Here is an 18,538-nt window from a genome sequence, read left to right on the forward strand (position 1 = left end):
TCGACACTTGCAATTTGCATAAAGGAGCATGAATTCATGAGTAACCACCTACTGAGCTTGACGACATTCCTGCCGATACTGGGTGTCTTGCTGCTGCTGTTCATCCCCAGGGACAGCAAGGGGGTGCTGCGGGGCGTCGCCCTGGCGGTGACCGTGGTGACCTTCCTGGTGTCGCTGCCGATCCTGACCGGCTTCCAGTCCAATGCCGAGTTCCAGTTCCTGGAGAACGTACCCTGGATTGCCGCCGGACCATTCGTCATGCGCTACAATGTGGGTATCGACGGCATCAGCCTGTGGCTCGTCATCCTGACCACCTTCATCATGCCGCTGGCCGTGCTTTCCACCTGGACCGCCGTGGAGGAGAAGGTCAAAGAGTACATGATCTGCCTGCTGCTCCTGGAAACCGGCATGCTGGGCGCCTTCATCTCCCTGGACCTGTTCCTCTTCTACATCTTCTGGGAGGTCATGCTGATCCCGATGTACTTCATCATCGGCATCTGGGGCGGCAAGAACAAAATCTACGCGGCCGTCAAGTTCTTCATCTACACCATGGTCGGCTCGCTGCTCATGCTGGTGGCCCTGATCTTCCTCTACTTCAAGGGATTGGATGCCGGCTTCAGCAACTTCGGCCTGCTGCAGTTCTTCGATCTGCGGCTTGACCCGGCGACCCAGACCTGGCTGTTTTTGGCCTTCGCCCTGGCCTTCGCCATCAAGGTCCCCATGTTCCCGCTGCACACCTGGTTACCGGATGCCCATACCGAGGCCCCCACGGCCGGTTCCGTGATCCTGGCCGCCATCCTGCTGAAGATGGGTACCTACGGCTACGTCCGCTTCGCCCTGCCGCTGTTCCCCGATGCCGCCCACCGGTTCACGCCGCTGATCGCCACCCTGGCGGTGATAGGCATCATCTACGCCGCCCTGGTGGCCATGGTGCAGGAGGACGTGAAAAAACTGGTGGCCTACTCCTCGGTGGCTCACCTGGGCTTCGTCATGCTGGGGGTCTTCGCCCTCAATACCCAGGGCATAACCGGCGGCATGCTGCAGATGCTCAACCACGGCGTCTCCACCGGCGCGCTGTTCCTTATCGTCGGCTTCATTTACGAACGCCGGCACACCCGCCTCATCACCGATTTCGGCGGCCTCTCCAAGCAGATGCCGATCTTTGCCACCATCTTCATGATCGTGACCCTCTCCTCCATCGGCCTCCCCGGCACCAACGGGTTCGTGGGAGAGTTCCTGATACTCCTGGGGTCCTTTGAGAGCAGTCTGCGCTGGTGGGCGGTGGTCGCTTCCAGCGGCGTGATCCTCTCGGCCGTCTACATGCTCTGGATGTTCCAGCGGGTCATGTTCGGCGAGCTGGACAACCCCAAAAACCAGACGCTTTCCGACCTGAACGCCCGCGAGATCGCCATCATGGTGCCGCTGCTCGCCCTGATCTTCATCATGGGCGTCTACCCCAACCCGTTCATCGAGAAGATGGACCCGGCCATCCAGAAGCTGGTTGCCCAAACCAAGCCTCTCGGGATGTCGGCCCGGCAGATGCCGGCCATGCAGGGGCTGCCCGTCGGGCATCCGGCGATACCCGGCATGGCTGTACCGGCTGTACCGGCAGTTGAACAGGCCGCACCGGCTGTTGCCGATCCGAATGAAGTCAAGTAACAAAACGAGTCAACCGACCGGAGGATTTCTTAGATGGACATGATTACTATTCCAGCCGTCAACATGACCCCAATCCTGCCGGAGATATTCCTCTCCGTGCTTGCCATGGCCCTGCTTCTGATCAACGTCTTCATTCCCAGCGGCCAGAAGTCCTACCTGGGGTACATCAGTTTCGTCGGCGTCGTGGCGGCAGGGGTTCTGGTGGGCGCCGGTTGGGGCGTGCCGGTTGAGAGCTTCAGCGGCTCGGTTGTCCAGGATAACTTCGCCACCTTCTTCAAGATGATCTTCCTGGTCTCGGCCGGTCTGGCGATCCTGATCTCCGACCAGTACATGGAGCGGGAAGGGTGCAACCACGGCGAGCTCTACCCCCTGATCCTCTTCACCGTGGTGGGGATGATGCTCATGGCGGCGGGAACCGACCTGATGACCATCTTCCTGGGGCTGGAGGTCATGTCGGTGGCCCTGTACGTCTTGGCCGGCTTCAACCGCGCCAGCCTGAAATCCAACGAGGCCGGGCTCAAGTACTTCCTGTTGGGGTGCTTTTCCACCGGGTTCCTGCTCTACGGCATGGCCCTGACCTACGGCGCCACCGGCACCACCCGCATCGCCAAGATCGCCGCCATCGTGGGGCAGATGACGGTGCCTTCCGCCAATATCATGCTGGTGGCCGGCATGCTGCTGATGCTCACCGGCTTTGCCTTCAAGGTGGCGGCCGCGCCGTTCCACATGTGGACCCCCGATGTCTACGAGGGGGCTCCGACCCCCATGACCGCCTTCATGTCGGCCGGCCCCAAGGCCGCCGGCTTCGCAGCCCTCCTGCGGATCTTCCTGGTGGCCCTGCCCACCTTGCAGGTCGAATGGAGCCAGCTCCTGTGGGTGTTGGCCGTATTGACCATGACGGTCGGCAACATCACCGCCTTGCGCCAGGATAACATCAAACGCATGCTGGCCTATTCGTCCATCGCCCACGCCGGCTATGCCCTGGTCGGTTTCGCCGCCGGCAACGGCACCGGCGCCGCGGGTATCCTGTTCTACATGCTCTCCTACGCCTTCATGAACATCGGCGCCTTTGCCGTGATCATCCTGATCGGCAAAAAGGGTGAAGCAAACGGAACGGTCATGGATTTTGCCGGCCTCGGCTTCAAACAGCCCGCCCTGGCGGTGGCCATGTCCGTGTTCCTCTTCTCCCTGGCCGGTATCCCCCCCACGGCCGGCTTCATCGGGAAGTTCTATCTGTTCTCCAGCGCCGTCCAGAAGGGGTACATCTGGCTGGCCGTGATCGGCGTTCTCAACAGCGCCGCCTCGGTGTATTACTATCTGCGCGTGATGGTCTACATGTATATGAAGGAGCCGGCCGAGGATTTCGAGTGGACCCGGGTCACCCCGCCCATCGCGCTCTCGCTGCTCATCTCCGTGGCCGGCACGCTGATCCCCGGTATCGTGCCGTCGGTCATCCTCCAGTTCGCCGAGCAGGCGGTCAAACTGATCTGATTGCCGGTTGCAGTCACGAAAAGGAAAAGGGCGGCCCCGCATTGCGGGGCCGCCCTTTTTTTCGTTGCACAGGCTGATTCCGTGTCGCCTTCACGGCTACTCTCGCTTACCACGTCGCCGTTACGGGTGCCGGTCGTGTCGGCATCGTGACGGCGGGGCATGGTGCCGCATGGAGGGCGCTGGCCCCAGGCATGCCGCTCGCGGTGCTCCGGATTCAGAACAGCAAACGGGGTATCAGTGGAAGGTGGGGGTCTTCTCCTGAATAAGGACGTAGGGACTGACGATCAGCATGGAAAACTTCTTGTGGCGATTGCTGTCCCAGGCGTGGATCTGGGACTCGGACGGTTTGCCGATCATGCCGGTGCTGATCCAGTCGGCAATGACTTCCGTATCGTCGCCGGCCACCCGCAGAGCGGCATCGGCCAGATCGAGGCTGTCGTTGACGAGGATGATGCCGCCGCGCTCCAGGTGGGCGCGCAGCCAGTCCCATTCCGCCTCGTCGATGGACAGCGCCAGTTCCTCTTTGCTCAGTACCATTGGATGCCCTTTCCCCCGCGCCGTTCGTGCACGGCACGAGGTGTGTCGTACGTCAGTGATCGTTTACTTGTATCAGGCTACGCAGATAAAGTCGAGCCCTTCCCGCAGTCCCAGGGGGTGGACCAGGCGCCTGAACTCCTCGCGGGCGCCGCGAACGCCGATGGCGACCAGCATCTTCTCCCCGGACAGGCACAATTGGTGCGGGTGGATGACCGGCGCACCGTGCAACTGGCGTCCTATCTTGCGGGGGTCCACATCGAGCCAGCAAGATACCCCGATACCCTCCGCCGCCAGCAGGCGCTGCCAGGCACGCCCTTCCAGGCCCGCTCCCGCCATGACGACGCTTTTCCGGCCGGCCAGAAAGCCGGGCAGGAGGTGATGGAGTTTGCAGGCGCGGAAGGCGGTGGCGGCATACTCCGCCTTGATGCGGGTCGCCCGCTCGGGGTGGTCGCGCCAGAAGAAGAGCGGCTGCGCCAGGCGCGCAAAACGGACGCCGGCAGCGGCCATGCGCAGCCAGAGATCGTAGTCCTCGGGCCAGCCGCAGTCGCGATACCCCCCCACACCGACCAACAGGTCGCGGCGCATCATGACGCTGGGGTGCACAAAGGGGGACTCCACGAACAGGTCGCGCATGATGATCTCGTGGTCGCGGAGCCCGTTCTGCCACGCCTCATAGGCCAGCATGCCCTGCTTGAGGGCAGGGCGCGGGAAGTGGCGGAAGGCGCAGGCCACAAGCCCGATCCCCGGCTCGGCAGCCAGCAGGTCTGCCTGCAGCTCCAGACGGCGGGGGTGGGCAACGTCGTCCCCGTCCATGCGGGCGATGAGCGGGGCGCGGCAGGCGGCCAACCCCTCGTTGAGCGCCGCGACCAGACCGCCACCCCCACATCGTTTCGCACGTACGCGCGGGTCGCGGCGGGCGGCGGCAGCGAGCAGGGCGGGGGTCGCGTCGGTCGAGCCGTCGTCCATGACGACCAGTTCCCAATCGGGCAGGGTCTGCCGGAACAGCGAGTCGAGGGCGGCCGACAGGTACCGGGCCTCGTTGCGCACCGGCATGAGCAGGGAAACGCGGGGTGGCCGGCTCACGGGGGTCAATGGAAGTTCTGCCAGATGAGTTTGGCCGTGATGACCAGAACCATGGTGACGAAGACCGGGCGGATGAAGCGCGTCCCCTTGCGCACCACCATGCGGGCGCCGATGCGGGCGCCGACGAACTGGCCGACCCCCATGACCAGGCCTTCCCGCCAGAGCACGGAACCGCCGCAGATGAACAGGACCAGGGACGCCACATTGCTGGTGAAATTCATCACCTTGGTATAGCCAGTGGCCCGGGTCATGGTGAACCCCAGGCCGAGCATGAGCGCCATCACCCAGAACGATCCGGTGCCCGGCCCCAGGAAACCGTCGTAAAAGCCCAGGACCAGGCCGGCCGCAAAGAAGAAGGGGCCCGGTTTCACGCGGGGGCGGATCTCTTCGTACCCCAGGCGGGGGGTCAGCAGGGTGTAGAGCACAATGGCGACCAGCAGCCAGGGGATGACGTGGCGCAGGAGCGCGGGGTCGAGCAACTGCACCGTAATGGTGCCGAGGGCGGCTCCAATGGCGGTATAGGCGATCCCGGTCCGGCAATCGTTCAAGCGCACCGTGCCCGAACGGACAAAGGTCAGCATGGCGCTGCCCGAGCCAAAGCTCGCCTGGAGCTTGTTGGTGCCGAGGGCGGCCTGGGGCGGCAGGCCGACGCCCAGCAGCACCGGAATCGTGATCAGCCCGCCGCCGCCGGCAATGGCGTCCACCAGCCCGGCGACAAGGCCGGTGAGGAAGAGGAGGGGCAAGAGGAGTAACGCAGGCATAGGGTATCGTCTCTGATTCTCGAAGTGATGGCGGCCGGCAGGGGTGCAGGTTTCGCCGGGGTGCGAAGCCGCACGGAACCATTCTCGCGATTCCGCGCCGATTGTCAAGCTATTCTGCCGTCGGGGTGTGCCGGTCTGGCGTGTTGGTGGAGGGGAAAAAAGAGCGGCGCGCCGTGGGGCGCGCCGCTAAGGAACGACAAAAGTGCTGGAGGACAGCGCTAGTTGAACTGCCGGACGATGTCGGGGACCGCCTGCTGCATGATCTCGCCGAGCGCGCCCTGAAACAGTTGTTGCGGCAGTACGTCACGGTCCTTGATGGCCACGTCGGACAGTTTGGAGTGATACTCGGACCGCTTGACGACCTGTCCGTTATTCCACAGTTCCACCTTCACCACCAGGTTGCACGACGCTTCGAGCTTGGGCAGGGAGGCCACCTCGTTCAGGGCCACGGTGACGGCGGTCAGGACGATAACCCTGCCCTGGCCCTCTTTCCGCGATTCCGTCTGGTCCACCCGGTAGCCTGCGGCGGAAAGTTCACGCTTCATGGCGTCGGCGATCACGCTTTGGGGCGAATAATCGCTGATCACATCGCCCCGTACGGCGCCGTCGCTATCCTTAATCTGACCCAATACCCAGCGTATGGCGGGATTGGAAGCCTGTTGCTCCTGGTGCGCGGCCTCCGCGACCAGGGTCACCTGCCCGCTGCCGCCGCGATACACGGCCAACGGGTTGTACAGTACATCGACCTTGTGGGCGGTCGGCATGCAGCCGGTCAGCACGAGTGCCGCCGCCAGGCCGGGCAAAATAAATTTGGACAGTACCTTGTTCATGGGGTCCCTCAGAGCGCCCGAAGTGTGACCCCCGGGCGCCGGTTGTCAGGGGGTTGCTATGACAAAATCGTCACGACGGTTTTTGGCCCAGGCCGCCTCGTCATGTCCAGCCACCGCCGGGCGTTCCTTGCCGTAGCTCACGACCGAAAGCCGGTCCGCAGGCACGCCCATGGTCACCAGGTATTTCAGGGCGGAGTTGGCGCGCCGCTCACCCAGGGCCAGATTGTATTCCGCAGAGCCGCGGTCATCGCAGTTCCCTTCGATCTTTATCTTTGCGTTGGGTTGCGCTTTCAGCATGGTAGCGGCATTCTTGCTCAGGACATCGCGAGCCGCCTGGCTGAGGTCGGACTGGTCGAAATTGAAGTAAATCGTCTCAAAGCTGGTCTGCTGTGCCGTTGCCTTCGCGGACTGGCCTGCGTTCTGCTTGGCCTGTTCAGCCGCTTTTTGCGCAGCCTGGTTCCGGGCGGCGTCGGATGCGTTCGCCTTTGCCGCTGCCGGGGCTGCCGGTTTGGCTGCCTCGGTCTTCTGAGCGATCGGCTCATCGCTCTTTACGACCTCTTTGTTTGCGCAACCAGCGATCATGAACACGGACACACAACAGGCCATCATTGTAGTTCCTACAACGGGTTTCATTGTCTTCTCCTTTTGGAATGGTGAATGTTTCTAGTACACATTATTTTAACTGATTATATTTGTATACTAACTAATAAGTCAATCAGATATTTAAAGAAATGTGCACCGCTTGACGGGTGGGAGCGTCGAAGGGGCCTGTGCCGGCGATGCCGTCCTGATGGCTTGCGGCAAAATGACCGTTTCGGAAAGCGATGCAATCGATCCCGCCCGGAAGGATCGCGGTGCAACGTGTCCCTCCTTTCCGCCGGCTTCATCTGTTGCCATTCGATTTTGCCAGTGCTATAAATAGAAATGAATGAAAATCGTAAAATGATAAATAGTCCTTATTGATTCCATGGCCATATCGTTTCGACAACTGGAAATATTCGAGAAGGTCGCCCAGACCGGGCATGTCACCCGGGCAGGGGAAGAGCTTCTGTTGACCCAATCGGCCATCAGTATGGCCGTGTCGCAGCTTGAGCAGTTCACCGGAGCCCCCCTGTTCGAACGCTCCGGCCGGAGGTTGATCCTGAATGACCGCGGGCGCTTGCTGCTTGCGGAGGCCGGGGGGATTCTCCAGGCGGTCCGGCGGATGGAACAACTGCTCCGGAAGGATGGCGGGGAGCTTACCGGCGAATTGCTGGTGGGGGGGAGCACAACCATCGGCAACTACCTGCTCCCGGCGCTCTTGGGCGCTTTTGCCCGGATGTACCCCAAAACCAGGGTTCAGCTGCGGGTGGGGAACACCCAGCAGGTGGTGAGCTGGATGGAGGAGGGGCGGTTGGACATCGCCTTTATCGAAGGTCCGTGCCACAGCCGCGGGATGATCGCCACCCCTTGGCGCGACGATGAACTGGTGGTGGTGGCCGGGCCGGAGCATGCCTGGGGCGGGGGACGCAAGGCTACGGCGGAGATGCTGGCTTCGGCTCCCTGGGTCATGCGGGAACGGGGTTCGGGAACCCGTGAAGTCTTTGAGACCGCAATGGATAACCTTGGGATCCACTATTCCATAGCGCTGGAGCTTGGCCATACCGAGGCGATCAAGAACGGCGTTGCCTCGGGACTTGGGGTGAGCTGCCTTTCGCGCCTGGCCGTCCATCGCGAACTCGAGCATGGCTGGCTCGTCCCGATTGCGAGCCCGTTGGCGCTCACACGTTCCCTGGCGCTCATCAGGCGCCGTGAAAGTTTCCGCACGCCGCTGCTATCCGCATTCCTCGAGGTCGCGGAGGGGGCGTGGGACGGCGCCGATTCTGCCGGGAGCGCTGCCGCCCTTCCCGGATAGCGGGACAGCCCTGTGCGGGGGGCGTGGTTAACGTTTTGCAAACAAACGGCTCTTTGTGGTATTGTTTTCCCATGAAAAAGATGCTCAACCAAAACGGTTTTACCTTCCTGGCCGCGCTGATGATCGTGGTCATCATGGGGATTATGCTCGGTCTTACCGGGCAGCCGTGGAAAACGATCATGAAGCGCGAGCGGGAACAGGAGCTGCTCTTCCGCGGCCTCCAGATCAGAAGCGCCATTATGGCCTGGAACGCAAAATCTGCAAAAGTGACTCCGCTCAACGACCTGAAAGACCTGTTGCTGGACCCCACTTCCCTGGAGAAGAAGAAATATCTGCGGCAACTCTATAAAGACCCCATGACCGGCAAGGATTGGACGCTCATTAGAGACAAGACCGGCGTGAAGGGGATTATCGGGGTGGCCAGCACCAGCAACGATGTGCCGCTCAAGACCTCGTTCTCGGAATACTCCGGCCTCGACACCTTTACCGACAAAAAAAAGTACAGCGAATGGCGTTTCGTGTTCGGGACCGATCCGGGGCCGGACCTGACGACTATCACCCCCCAGTCCCCGTGAGGGGCCGCTCGCCGGGGGCGATGCCGGCGTTTTCATGGATATGAAGATAATCGGAGGGGGGGCGGCGTATGCCGCACCCCCTTTTTATGTTTCAGGCCTGCACCTCGTCATGGCGCTATTTATTATGTCCTTTTCCTCTTCCTTTCCCTTTACCGGGCCCGTCACTCCCCCCGCCATCAGGAGTGCCGGTAAGGGAAAAATCGCCCCGTTTAAGGGCGTGGAACTCTCGTGAACCCGGTTTGATCCCCATTTCTTTGGCAATAACGCCCCACCCCTTGCCGCGATTTTTCTGATAGGTGCGGACAACTGCATCAGGAGCCTGCCGGGTCATGTGACCGAGCTGATAGACCATGAAGGCATCGGCCGGCTCCTTGACCGTGTTGATTACGGCACTGACCTGGGCCCCGGGGATGCCGAACTGGGTGCTAAGCCTGGCAGTAAAACCGTTCATATCGGCCTTTGCCTGGATATTGAGGTTGGAAAGAAAACCTTCGAGGCCCCCCGATGCGCCAGCTGGGCTGAATGCGAAAAAAACCGCCACTGCTGCAAGATAAATCATTTTCATTGTGAATTCCTTTCCCCGGCTGATTAGGAGTGGGATGGTCCGGATGAGCTATCGTCATTGCCCCTTGAACGGGGGCCCCCTTCCGGCAGGCCCCGGCTCACAAAGCGGATTTTCTGCACTACGGCCCGAGCTGGACGAGGCCGTTTGGCGGGACAGCCGTATCAACCCCCCCGGTCACGGTCAGGAGTGGCGAGGAGTAGAGGTTGAACGTGGGGACCGTCGACAGCGTGTCCCTGAACGCTCGCACGAACACCCGGTAGTGCGCCGAGGGCATGACGGCGCTGTTGTTCGGCGGCACAAACGCGCTGAAGGCCGTCTTCCAGACGCTCGGGCTGCTGAAGTTGCTGAAGACGACCCCGGAGGTGACCGCGCTCCCGGCGGGGTCGCGGGGCACAACCGTCACGGTGGCGCTCGACCACGGAGCGAACTGCGGCGAGCGGATCGTTCCCGATAGTGAACCGGCATTGGTCAGGGCGTTGAAAACCTGGATGATGCGGACGCCGGTCGGTTTGAGGTTGATATTACCTGAATTTCCCGCAAAGACAATCGCTTCATTCGGGTTGAAGTCGAGGACGACGGTATTCAGGGCCCCTGCCGTTACCGTGAAGTTGCCCTTGATCTTGAGCCCGCTCTCCTGGGCGCTCGGTGTGGTCAGGGGAAGCTTCTGGGCGGGGGCGGCCGACAGGGTGACATAGTTGTTGAGCGTCGGGCTGTTGGGCGCCAGTATGAGGCGGACCTGGCTGTAGCTGCCGGCGGGGATTGCGGTGGTCCCCAGGATCTGCGGCAGGAAATGCAGGTTGAGGATGTCGACGCCTACGCCTCCCGGGAAGGCGGCGATCACCGGCAGGGCGGGATCGTTATCCGCCAGGCCTTCCTTGCCGGTCGGGACAACCACCACCTTGTCGATCGTCAAATGGACACTGTCCAAATTCGGGAAGGCGGGGCTGTCCGTGATCCCGACCCGGAGCGTCCCCGTGTTGGCGGATGTGGAACCGTCTCCGCTGCATCCCTGCATCTGCCCAAGCCCCAGAAAAGCCGCTGCAAGAAGAACCGACGATACAAGGCGCGTTAGGGAATTCTTATTCATGGCTGTCGTCCTCCGTACTGTTTTTGACGTCTGAAGACCATACGAAAAAAGCCGGGTTGCCAATATCGCGTGATATTTCGGCAACCCGGCTGTCTCGGTAAGACCCTTGGGCTTTCCGCCCCATCCTCGCGGATGGTTGAGTAGTATCGTCTATCTCGAATATGGGAATAATTTTACACGATGAAATGGAAAAGTCAAAAAAATACATCCCGTTGTCTTCACAGGTCGATGCCCCTGGAGCCGCACCGGGCAGTTTACCGCGTTTCGTACTCCTTGAGCTTCCGGTAGAGCGTGGCCAGGCCGATATTCAGTTCCTCCGCGGCCCGTGCCTTGTTGTCGCCAACGGCGTGCAGCACCCCCAGGATATAGTCACGCTCTATTTCATCCAGAGGACGGATGCAGCCCGAGACCACCGGTTTCAATGACAGGGCCCGCAACTCGCATGGCAGGTCGGCGATGTCGATTTGATTGCCCTGGCACAAGGCAACGGCATACTCGACGGCGTTCTGCAGTTCCCGGACATTGCCCGGCCATTCGTAACGGAGCAGCTGAGCGGCGGCGCTCGGAGTGAACCCGGTTATGTCGCACCCTTGATTGCGAGTGATCTTATTGAGGTAAAAACGCGCCAAGGGAAGGATGTCTTCAGAGCGCTCGCGCAGTGGGGGAACCCGCACCTCGATCACTCTCAGGCGATAGTAAAGATCCTGGCGGAAATGCCCGGCGTTCAGCTCGTCGGTCAGGTTGCGATTCGTGGCGGCCACGACCCGCACGTCGATGGCGCGGGACCTGTTCTCGCCTACCCGCCGCACCTCCCGCTCCTGGAGGGCGCGCAGCAGCTTGACCTGCATGGCCGGGGACACCTCGCCGATCTCATCCAGGAACAGCGTGCCGCCGGTAGCCGCCTCGAAGAGCCCCAGACGGTCCTTGTCCGCCCCGGTAAATGCCCCCTTCGCATGGCCGAACAGCTCGCTCTCCAGCAGCGTTTCCGTGAGCGCGCCGCAGTTTACGGCCACAAATGGCCGGGATACCCGCGCCGATTGGTCATGTATGAAACGGGCCATGCGCTCCTTGCCGACGCCGCTATCCCCGGTTATGAGCACCGAAGAGTCGACCTTGGCGACACGCCGGGCGATGTCCACCACATCCCGCATCGCCTGGCTCCGGGCCATGATGAACGGGGAGGTGTCTTCCACGCCCTCGAGAAACTCGAGCTGCTCTTGCCGCCTCTTCAGTCGTTTTTCCGTACAACGCAGTTTGTCGCTCAACTCCTTCAAGATTGCCGAAGAGGATTCCATCCGATAATAGAGAAGATGGGGTTCGATCTCCGCCCCCCATTTTTCTTTGAAACGCCCCACAACGTGGCATGTGGCATCCCCCTTGCCGCAGCACCGGTCTTCGATGAAATACACCTCCCGGCCTTCTATATGGGACACAAACCCGCTGGCGTAGCCGACCAGCGTCCAGCAAACCGGTTCCTCCGCCCGCCCGATATGCAGAAGGTGCTGCTCGGCTTCGTAGCTGTCATCCCATGTCGAGTCGACCAGCGGTTCGTCGCCTTCCCCATTGGTTCGTATGTTGAGCGTGACATTGACCAGGCCTGTCAATGAATGGAACTTCGGTCCCGCTTTTCCCCGTGCATCCCGCCATACCTCCGGGAAGGTCGATTGGATGTTCTCGGCAGCCCGCCAGCCGTAGGCATAGCCGAAGCGGGTGAGAATGCTCCGCGCGGCGAACGTTCCCAAGGTATCGATCAGTTCCTTGCGGAGCAGTCCCATGGCGGCAGCATCGAACAGAAGCGCCCTTTGTCCCATGAGCTGTATCACCCCGCCCTTGGGGTCGAACGAAAGCAGCTCACGCAGGTCCAGACTCTCAATCTTCATGGCGCCCCCCCACGTTTTTTCATAATGATAAACCCTGTATCAAAACGAGAAACCCCTGTCTATGTATACATTTACAAAGTCAATAATAACAGATTGTTACATTTTTCTAACAAATGGCATGGCGGATGCTACATCCGTGTGACGACCAGAAACCAACGCTAGGAGCACGCGTACGGCGGATAACCATCCCGCAACCGCCGCAACGGTTGGGAGCCATTACGACAAAGGAGGTGAAGGGGATGAACAAACTGAAACTGGGAACATGCGCTGCTGCGCTTATCGCGGGCGTTATCCTCATGTCGGCCGGTGCGCAAGCGCACGAACTTTCCGGCAAGCATGCCAGGGAGGGGCTGAAATGCGTCGATTGCCACAAGGTGGACAAGCCGGTCTCGGCAGCGGCGCCGGATGCCTGCATGGAGTGCCATGGCGATTACGGCAAGGTTGCAGCCCTGACCAAGTCCTTGCACGCCAATCCGCACGATTCCCACCTGGGACGACTCGCCTGTACCAAGTGCCACGGCATACACAAACCGAGCGAGATCGTATGCCTGGAGTGTCATAGCGAGTTTGAGTTCAAACTAAAATAATAAACTATTAATTATCGTATTCCAAATTATTTGATCGTGTTCGAGATGGCTGGTGCGGAATTCGAGGTGAAGACAAGAGATCAGGGTGCCCTAAGGGGCATACCACACCACACGAGGAGGAAGCAATGAAGAGGTTTTGCGGAAAGATTGGCTTGGCGCTGGCACTGGTGACGGCCATGGCGGTACCGGCTCTGGCGGAAAAAACCATGGACACCGATGTTGCCATCATCGGAGCAGGCACATCGGGCCTGGCCGCCGCCGTCCAGGCACTGCAGGGCGGGGCCAAGGTCATTGTCCTTGAGAAGCAGCCCAAGGTCGGCGGGACCGGCAGCTTCTGCGAAGGGGTCTTCGCAGCAGAGAGCAAGATTCAGAAACGTATCGGCATTGACGTGTCCAAATCCTTCGCCTTCAAACTCATCATGAATTACAGCCACTGGAAGGCGAACGGCGCGCTGGCCAAGGCCTTTGTGGACAAGTCGGCCGAAACCATCGACTGGCTCGATGACCTGGGTGTCAAGATCGAGTATGTGGGGGTTGGCGGTTTCGGCGGTCCTCTGACCTGGCATGTCATCGCCCCCGGCCCGGACCTGGTCAAAGATCCGCGCGATTTCCATTGCCAGAGGATGATCAACGTCTTCAACAAATACGTCCTCGACCATGGCGGCAAGATCCTCCTTGAGACCCCCGGCACGGAGCTTATCTCCGAGAATGGCAAGGTCGTCGGCGTCGTAGCCAAGGATAAATCCGGCGAAAAGATCAGAATCAACGCCAAAGCGGTTGTGGTCGCTACCGGCGGTTTCGCCAACAACAAGGAGATGATGAAGAAATATGTGAAAGATTATCCTGACGTCATCCCGGTTGGGCAAATAGGCAAAGACGGCGACGGCATCAGGATGGCCGAAGCGGTTGGCGCCTCCCTCGAAGGCATGTCCACCGTCCAGGCGTACCGCCCCGGACTGGCCGGCTTCCACCCGGCTGACCAGATGATCGCCCTGGCGGTTCAGCCCTATTTTTGGGTGACCCCACGCGGCGAACGCTACACCGACGAATCCAGCATCGAATACTGGCCCTATGCCGGGAATGCGCTGACCAGGGTCGGCGGCACGACATACGCCATCTACGACGATGCCACCCGGAAGTTTGCCGTTGAAAAGGGCATTGAAATGCCCCTGGGCGAATGGGTTCTCCAGGGGACCAAGCTTACCAAGTGGGAAGATGCCTTCAACAAGGAACTGGCCCGCAAGCGGGGCAATGTTTTCAAGGCCACTACCATCGAAGACCTTGCCAAGCAACTCGGCATGGACGCGGCCGTCCTGAAAGCCAGCGTCGAGAAGATGAACAAGGCCGCCGCAACCCGTGAGGATACCGAATTCAACAAGCAGGCCAAGTTCCTCCGCCCGGTCGCCACTCCGCCCTTCTATGCAACCAAACTCCTGCCCCGCCACCTTGGTACGCTGGGCGGCGTCAAGGTGACGGCCGAGGCTGAAGCCGTCAACACCAAGGGCGTCCCCATCCCCGGTCTGTACGCCGTCGGCACCGATTCCGGCGGTATGTACGGCGACAGCTATGACCTGCTGCTCGGCGGCGGCACCGCCGGCTATGCCATCAATTCCGGTCGGATCGCTGCTGAAAATGCCCTGAAATACGCAGGTATCACCAAATAACGCTTCTGCTTCGGCTCCCCCTTCCCACTGGGGGAAGAGGGGAGCCTGAGCGGGCGGCATGGATTGTCTGTGTTGCATATTACCCGTGTAGACCCAATTGGCGCCAGCCAATCGGTAAAATGAGCATAAGGAGACACGCATGAAGAGAGGTATGATCGGAGTGGTAGCTTTTGGTGCGGCGGTGGCGTTTGCGGTTCCCGCCATGGCCATTGACTTTAGCGGGTACGGCGCCATCAGGCTGGGGACCTTCTGGCAACAGAACCAGTACTACAATGCTGCGGGTGCCAAAAGAAGCGACAGCGACTTCAGCCTTGACCTGATGGGCGACAGCCTGGTCGGCGTGCGCGCCAAGGAAGGCGACTTCTCCGCAGTCGCGGAACTCGGCGCCTACAACCCCAAGGCGTACTCGAAAGGCCTTGAACTCCGTCTGCTGTTCGGCGAATGGAATTTCGGCAACGGCAAGCTGCGCATCGGCAGGACCCCCAGCCCCTATGTCTACCGCACCCAGCAGGTATGGGACAGCGACGGCGGTTTCAACGCCTACGGTTCCCTGTGGGACGGCCGTTATGCAAATATCAAGCTGACCATGAACAACGGCTTCTACTTTACCCTCATGCAGCCGAGGGTCGGCGCCCAGGCCAACAACACCGGCAACGTCACAAGTAGCGACGCCACTGCCGCCGCCTCGCAAACCGGGAACCTCTATCCCACCGCGGCTTACACCAACTATAACACCATAATGCCAAAGATTGTAACCGGTTACGAGGGCAAATTGGACAGGTGGACCTATGGCGGCGGCGTGGCCTACAATATGTACAACGTGGAGACATACGCTACGGCAACGGCCAATCCTGTCAAAACGGACATCCACTCCTACCTGGTCTTTTTCCACGGCAAGATCGATCTGGCGCCGGTGGAGCTATCCTATAACGTTTTTACCGGCCGCAACCTGGGCGATCTGATGAGCACTGCCGCCAGCGCCTATGTCACGAGCGGCGCCAACCCCAACGGTGCCGGTACCGGCGCATACTATGATGTCACCAACAAGGCAAACGCCTACAGCTACGGTGGCTGGGGCCAGGTCGGCTATACCGTGAACGACAAACTCAAGCTCTATGCCGGCGCATCCTATGTCGCGGACGACAACCGCAAGACCCACGCCGACGAGCGCCTGGCCACCTTCGTCAATGCCCAGTACCAAGTCAGCAAGAATTTCAAGATCGTGCCTGAAATAGACTTCATGAATGACATGACCAGCACGACCGGTGCAAAAGAACCCAGAACATTCGTCGCCGGCGCCAAATGGGAAATGGCCTTTTAACACCACCACAAGGCTCGCCTCAAGGGCCTCCTTCATGTTATGGGGGGGAGCAGTCCCCCCCACTTTTTCACGGGTAGCCGGACTCGCGGGTCAGCTCCCGTTGCGGTTCGAGTATCTGGACATCAAAAGCTTGTATGGGCCGATGCCTGCCATGTCCAGGTTCCGGTATCCACGATCAGTCAACCATGCGGTAGAAAGACCATACAGCCACCATCGTCCCGGCTGTCCAAAAGGAGAACAGGTATGTTACCGACACTACGGGCACCTTTCTTTGTACTCGCCTTGTTCCTGCTGATTCCCGTCCTGAACGCTTCGGCGGCCGTCAATGAGGCGCTGGTTCGTGATTTCGCGCCGGTTTCGGGATACGTCGTCCAGCCGGCCGGGAGCGAGTTCATCATCGATCTGGATGCGCGGCAGCAGATTGCCGTCGGCGACATCTTCAGCGTCGTGACCCCCGGTGAAAAGATTGTCCACCCGGTGACAAAAGAGGTGCTCGGAACCCAGGATACCGTGAAAGGCGTCTTGCAGGTCACCCGCATCAAGGCGGGCTACTCCTATTGCCGCCCCCTCGGGTCCGTATCCGCCATCCGGAATGGAGACGTCATTCGCCGGTTCCAGAATATCGATGTTGATTTCTGGGACTATACCGGCCACGGGGAACAGCTCTTCAAGGAATTACGCGCGGCTCTGCCCCAGCTCCCATGGCAAGGCTATGCGGCATCCCAGAAGAACAGGCCTGCAACCCCGGCTCTTCCTCCGGGAAGGCCTCCCGCCCTCTACTTCGTCCTTACCAGCCTGGGGTTGGATGTACGCTCGTCCGATTTCGAAATTATCCATAGGTATCCTGTTTTCGACCTGTACCAGGCCCGAACCGCTCCGGCTTCGGCCATCGAGCCGGCATCGGTGACGCAGGATACCGCCATGATCAGCCGCGGACCCGACCCGGGCTCGAAAACCTACTGGACCAGCCCGCCTATGAAGGGGATGCCGGTCGGCGTGGAAACGGGAGATTTCGATGGGGACGGCAAGCAGGAGATTGCGGTGGCCTTCGGCGACAGGATAGAAATCTACCGCCTGACCGGTCACGACTATCAACAACTGGCCACGGTCCCGCTCGGCGCCGCGATCAGGGCCTATCATCTCGATGGGGTCGACCTGAAGGGAAACGGCCGGCCGCAACTCTTCGTTTCAGCCGTCACAAACGCCGGGAACCTGTCGGGCGTCATCATCGAATCGCAGGACGGCCAGTACCGCATCACCCGGAACGACATCCCCTGGCACCTGCGCCGCTTGACGATGCCGGGCGAGGGCCTTGTCCTGCTTGCCCAGAAGATGGGGCTCCAGGGACGCGAATTCGCCGGCCCCATCTTCCGGGTCAAACTGGCCGGCGGCGAGCTCGTTGAAGGCCCGACGGTGGACGTGCCCTCTAAAACGAATCTGTACGCTTTTGCCCTCCTTCCCACCAAAGGGCGGAACCTGTTCGCCTGTCTCGGAGATGACGGCTATCTGAATATCGTCACGCCGGACGGTCAGGTAGTGGGAAGCAGCGTCGACAGGATGGGGGGGAGTGAATCGTACCTGGAGATGAACGAAGAGGTGTCGAGTGGGGGAGAAAGCCGGATTTCGTACATCCCTGCCCGTATCGAGGTGAATGAAAACGGGGAAATCCTGGTTCCGGTCAACAGCGGTTTCAGCCTGCTCTCGCGCGTGCGGGTGTTTTCGAAATCGGAGATGAAAGCCATGACGTGGGACGGCTCGACCCTGCGCGAGGCATGGCACTCGACGCAGGAAAAGAGCTACGTGGCCGACTTTCGCCTGGCGGATGCGAATAACCGGGGAGTCAAGGCGCTTGTGACCGCTGTTGCCCTTCCCGATTACAGCCCTTTTTCGACTCGCAGGGCGGTACTGCACGTATATGAGCTCCCCTGAATCCGATGTGCGGTGATCTGCGCCCAAGGTCGCGGCGTCGGCTGGTGGAATCAGGCGCCCGTCGGATTCGGCTGTTAACCGACACCCCCGGGAAGATGGTCGGCCTGCAGATTGTGGAACGGATTCCCCATGGAAATCCCGCCCACCGGGACCCGCAGCCGCTCCATGAGGACCAAACGGGAAAAACGGGGCCATCTGCTGGCAAACCTGCAAGACGAGGACGTGGCATGGAAGTTCAAAATAACCATCGATTCAAGAGACAGCATAAGGCCATGAACAATGATTCACGCATGCCGAGTAGGGGGATGACCGTCAGCGACAGCCGCTACCGGAACATCGTCGGTCGATTGGATGCCATGTTTGAACAACTTTTGCATAAGCCGGATAAAGATCTTGGAGCGGACGTTGACCGGCTGCTGGACACCATGATGGAGCATATCGATAGCGAGAATGGTTACATGAGGATGGTGGGCTTTCCCCAAGCCGTGCAGCACGGTCTCCACCACCAGTTCATCTGCGCCAGGACGGCCGAATTGCATTACCGCATCAGCAAGGGGCAGGAGATAACGCCCGAAGAGTTGAGCAAGGTGCGCCTGCTCTGGATGGAGCACATCCATGTCCATGACCGGGCTTTCGAAGTGTTCCTGGCTTGCTAGTGGCCGCGCGGCTAGTCGT

At 60.5% G+C, this 18,538-nt stretch carries 18 protein-coding genes and 1 riboswitch; of the genes, 10 read left to right on the top strand and 8 right to left on the bottom strand.

From position 1 onward, the window contains the following. Window positions 1-36: 36 nt before the first annotated feature. Both F6V30_RS05625 and F6V30_RS05630 read left to right on the top strand, forming a co-directional pair. Window positions 37-1,659 carry an NADH-quinone oxidoreductase subunit M gene (locus F6V30_RS05625; RefSeq protein ID WP_151155719.1) on the top strand — a complete coding sequence of 541 codons (1,623 nt, stop codon included), beginning with the start codon at window positions 37-39 and terminating at the stop codon, window positions 1,657-1,659. A gap of 33 nt (window positions 1,660-1,692) precedes the next feature. After that, window positions 1,693-3,150: an NADH-quinone oxidoreductase subunit N gene (locus F6V30_RS05630; RefSeq protein WP_151155721.1), complete on the top strand. Its 1,458-nt coding sequence runs from the start codon at window positions 1,693-1,695 to the stop codon at window positions 3,148-3,150. A gap of 234 nt (window positions 3,151-3,384) precedes the next feature. Here the strand turns inward: F6V30_RS05630 and F6V30_RS05635 are convergent, their stop codons facing one another. The 5 genes from F6V30_RS05635 to pal all read right to left on the bottom strand — a co-directional run bounded on the left by F6V30_RS05635 (window position 3,385) and on the right by pal (window position 6,994). Next, complete coding sequence (locus tag F6V30_RS05635) at window positions 3,385-3,687, bottom strand: DUF2288 domain-containing protein (RefSeq protein WP_151155723.1); 303 nt, start codon at window positions 3,685-3,687, stop codon at window positions 3,385-3,387. A 72-nt stretch (window positions 3,688-3,759) separates the two neighbouring features. Next, on the bottom strand, window positions 3,760-4,770 hold the full coding sequence (locus F6V30_RS05640) for a glycosyltransferase (protein WP_246163333.1): 1,011 nt from the start codon (window positions 4,768-4,770) through the stop codon (window positions 3,760-3,762). A 5-nt stretch (window positions 4,771-4,775) separates the two neighbouring features. Continuing rightward, a complete protein-coding gene (locus F6V30_RS05645; RefSeq protein WP_151155725.1) occupies window positions 4,776-5,531 on the bottom strand; it encodes a TSUP family transporter in 756 nt (251 codons plus the stop codon). Window positions 5,532-5,749: 218 nt separating this feature from the next. Next, on the bottom strand, window positions 5,750-6,361 hold the full coding sequence (locus F6V30_RS05650; protein WP_151155727.1) for a hypothetical protein: 612 nt from the start codon (window positions 6,359-6,361) through the stop codon (window positions 5,750-5,752). Between the two features lie 45 nt (window positions 6,362-6,406). After that, a complete protein-coding gene (pal, locus tag F6V30_RS05655; protein ID WP_151155729.1) occupies window positions 6,407-6,994 on the bottom strand; it encodes a peptidoglycan-associated lipoprotein Pal in 588 nt (195 codons plus the stop codon). 334 nt (window positions 6,995-7,328) lie between these two features. Between pal and F6V30_RS05660 the strand changes: the two genes are divergently transcribed. Then, on the top strand, window positions 7,329-8,255 hold the full coding sequence (locus F6V30_RS05660) for a LysR substrate-binding domain-containing protein (protein ID WP_151155731.1): 927 nt from the start codon (window positions 7,329-7,331) through the stop codon (window positions 8,253-8,255). A gap of 71 nt (window positions 8,256-8,326) precedes the next feature. Next, entirely contained in the window at window positions 8,327-8,830 is a 504-nt protein-coding gene (locus tag F6V30_RS05665) for a type II secretion system protein (RefSeq protein ID WP_191965583.1), read from the top strand. Window positions 8,831-8,945: 115 nt separating this feature from the next. On the opposite strand, the gene F6V30_RS05670 is transcribed toward F6V30_RS05665, so the two are convergent. The 3 genes from F6V30_RS05670 to F6V30_RS05680 form a co-directional block, all read right to left on the bottom strand. Beyond that, window positions 8,946-9,395: a hypothetical protein gene (locus tag F6V30_RS05670; RefSeq protein ID WP_151155733.1), complete on the bottom strand. Its 450-nt coding sequence runs from the start codon at window positions 9,393-9,395 to the stop codon at window positions 8,946-8,948. Between the two features lie 118 nt (window positions 9,396-9,513). Continuing rightward, window positions 9,514-10,482: a DUF4382 domain-containing protein gene (locus F6V30_RS05675; RefSeq protein WP_151155735.1), complete on the bottom strand. Its 969-nt coding sequence runs from the start codon at window positions 10,480-10,482 to the stop codon at window positions 9,514-9,516. Between the two features lie 76 nt (window positions 10,483-10,558). After that, a riboswitch (cyclic di-GMP riboswitch) is annotated at window positions 10,559-10,634 on the bottom strand. Window positions 10,635-10,736: 102 nt separating this feature from the next. Further along, window positions 10,737-12,362 carry a sigma-54-dependent Fis family transcriptional regulator gene (locus tag F6V30_RS05680; protein ID WP_151155737.1) on the bottom strand — a complete coding sequence of 542 codons (1,626 nt, stop codon included), beginning with the start codon at window positions 12,360-12,362 and terminating at the stop codon, window positions 10,737-10,739. Between the two features lie 239 nt (window positions 12,363-12,601). Here F6V30_RS05680 and F6V30_RS05685 point away from each other — a divergent pair, with 239 nt between their 5' ends. From F6V30_RS05685 to F6V30_RS05705, 6 genes are all read left to right on the top strand, one after another. Next, a complete protein-coding gene (locus F6V30_RS05685; RefSeq protein WP_246163228.1) occupies window positions 12,602-12,949 on the top strand; it encodes a cytochrome c3 family protein in 348 nt (115 codons plus the stop codon). 125 nt (window positions 12,950-13,074) lie between these two features. Continuing rightward, window positions 13,075-14,613, top strand: a complete 1,539-nt coding sequence (locus F6V30_RS05690; protein ID WP_151155739.1) for an FAD-dependent oxidoreductase — start codon at window positions 13,075-13,077, stop codon at window positions 14,611-14,613. Window positions 14,614-14,752: 139 nt separating this feature from the next. Beyond that, complete coding sequence (locus F6V30_RS05695) at window positions 14,753-15,934, top strand: hypothetical protein (protein WP_151155741.1); 1,182 nt, start codon at window positions 14,753-14,755, stop codon at window positions 15,932-15,934. 243 nt (window positions 15,935-16,177) lie between these two features. Beyond that, complete coding sequence (locus F6V30_RS05700) at window positions 16,178-17,863, top strand: FG-GAP repeat domain-containing protein (protein WP_151155743.1); 1,686 nt, start codon at window positions 16,178-16,180, stop codon at window positions 17,861-17,863. Window positions 17,864-17,992: 129 nt separating this feature from the next. After that, entirely contained in the window at window positions 17,993-18,139 is a 147-nt protein-coding gene (locus F6V30_RS17010) for a hypothetical protein (protein ID WP_191965584.1), read from the top strand. Then, the gene (locus F6V30_RS05705) at window positions 18,136-18,519 is read left to right on the top strand and encodes a hemerythrin domain-containing protein (protein ID WP_151155745.1); all 384 of its coding nucleotides are present in this window, start codon (window positions 18,136-18,138) and stop codon (window positions 18,517-18,519) included. Before F6V30_RS17010 ends, F6V30_RS05705 begins: the two co-directional genes overlap by 4 nt. Window positions 18,520-18,538 lie beyond the last annotated feature (19 nt).

It is taken from the genome of Oryzomonas sagensis, assembly GCF_008802355.1.
Lineage (GTDB): Bacteria > Desulfobacterota > Desulfuromonadia > Geobacterales > Pseudopelobacteraceae > Oryzomonas > Oryzomonas sagensis.

Bases quoted from the DNA above. Each gene is read 5' to 3' on its own strand.
- F6V30_RS05625 (WP_151155719.1), top strand. From the start codon at position 37: ATGAGTAACCACCTACTGAGCTTGACGACATTCCTGCCGATACTGGGT.
- F6V30_RS05630 (WP_151155721.1), top strand. From the start codon at position 1,693: ATGGACATGATTACTATTCCAGCCGTCAACATGACCCCAATCCTGCCG.
- F6V30_RS05635 (WP_151155723.1), bottom strand. From the start codon at position 3,687: ATGGTACTGAGCAAAGAGGAACTGGCGCTGTCCATCGACGAGGCGGAA.
- F6V30_RS05645 (WP_151155725.1), bottom strand. From the start codon at position 5,531: ATGCCTGCGTTACTCCTCTTGCCCCTCCTCTTCCTCACCGGCCTTGTC.
- F6V30_RS05650 (WP_151155727.1), bottom strand. From the start codon at position 6,361: ATGAACAAGGTACTGTCCAAATTTATTTTGCCCGGCCTGGCGGCGGCA.
- pal (WP_151155729.1), bottom strand. From the start codon at position 6,994: ATGAAACCCGTTGTAGGAACTACAATGATGGCCTGTTGTGTGTCCGTG.
- F6V30_RS05660 (WP_151155731.1), top strand. From the start codon at position 7,329: ATGGCCATATCGTTTCGACAACTGGAAATATTCGAGAAGGTCGCCCAG.
- F6V30_RS05665 (WP_191965583.1), top strand. From the start codon at position 8,327: ATGAAAAAGATGCTCAACCAAAACGGTTTTACCTTCCTGGCCGCGCTG.
- F6V30_RS05670 (WP_151155733.1), bottom strand. From the start codon at position 9,395: ATGAAAATGATTTATCTTGCAGCAGTGGCGGTTTTTTTCGCATTCAGC.
- F6V30_RS05675 (WP_151155735.1), bottom strand. From the start codon at position 10,482: ATGAATAAGAATTCCCTAACGCGCCTTGTATCGTCGGTTCTTCTTGCA.
- F6V30_RS05680 (WP_151155737.1), bottom strand. From the start codon at position 12,362: ATGAAGATTGAGAGTCTGGACCTGCGTGAGCTGCTTTCGTTCGACCCC.
- F6V30_RS05685 (WP_246163228.1), top strand. From the start codon at position 12,602: ATGAACAAACTGAAACTGGGAACATGCGCTGCTGCGCTTATCGCGGGC.
- F6V30_RS05690 (WP_151155739.1), top strand. From the start codon at position 13,075: ATGAAGAGGTTTTGCGGAAAGATTGGCTTGGCGCTGGCACTGGTGACG.
- F6V30_RS05695 (WP_151155741.1), top strand. From the start codon at position 14,753: ATGAAGAGAGGTATGATCGGAGTGGTAGCTTTTGGTGCGGCGGTGGCG.
- F6V30_RS05700 (WP_151155743.1), top strand. From the start codon at position 16,178: ATGTTACCGACACTACGGGCACCTTTCTTTGTACTCGCCTTGTTCCTG.
- F6V30_RS17010 (WP_191965584.1), top strand. From the start codon at position 17,993: ATGGAAATCCCGCCCACCGGGACCCGCAGCCGCTCCATGAGGACCAAA.
- F6V30_RS05705 (WP_151155745.1), top strand. From the start codon at position 18,136: ATGAACAATGATTCACGCATGCCGAGTAGGGGGATGACCGTCAGCGAC.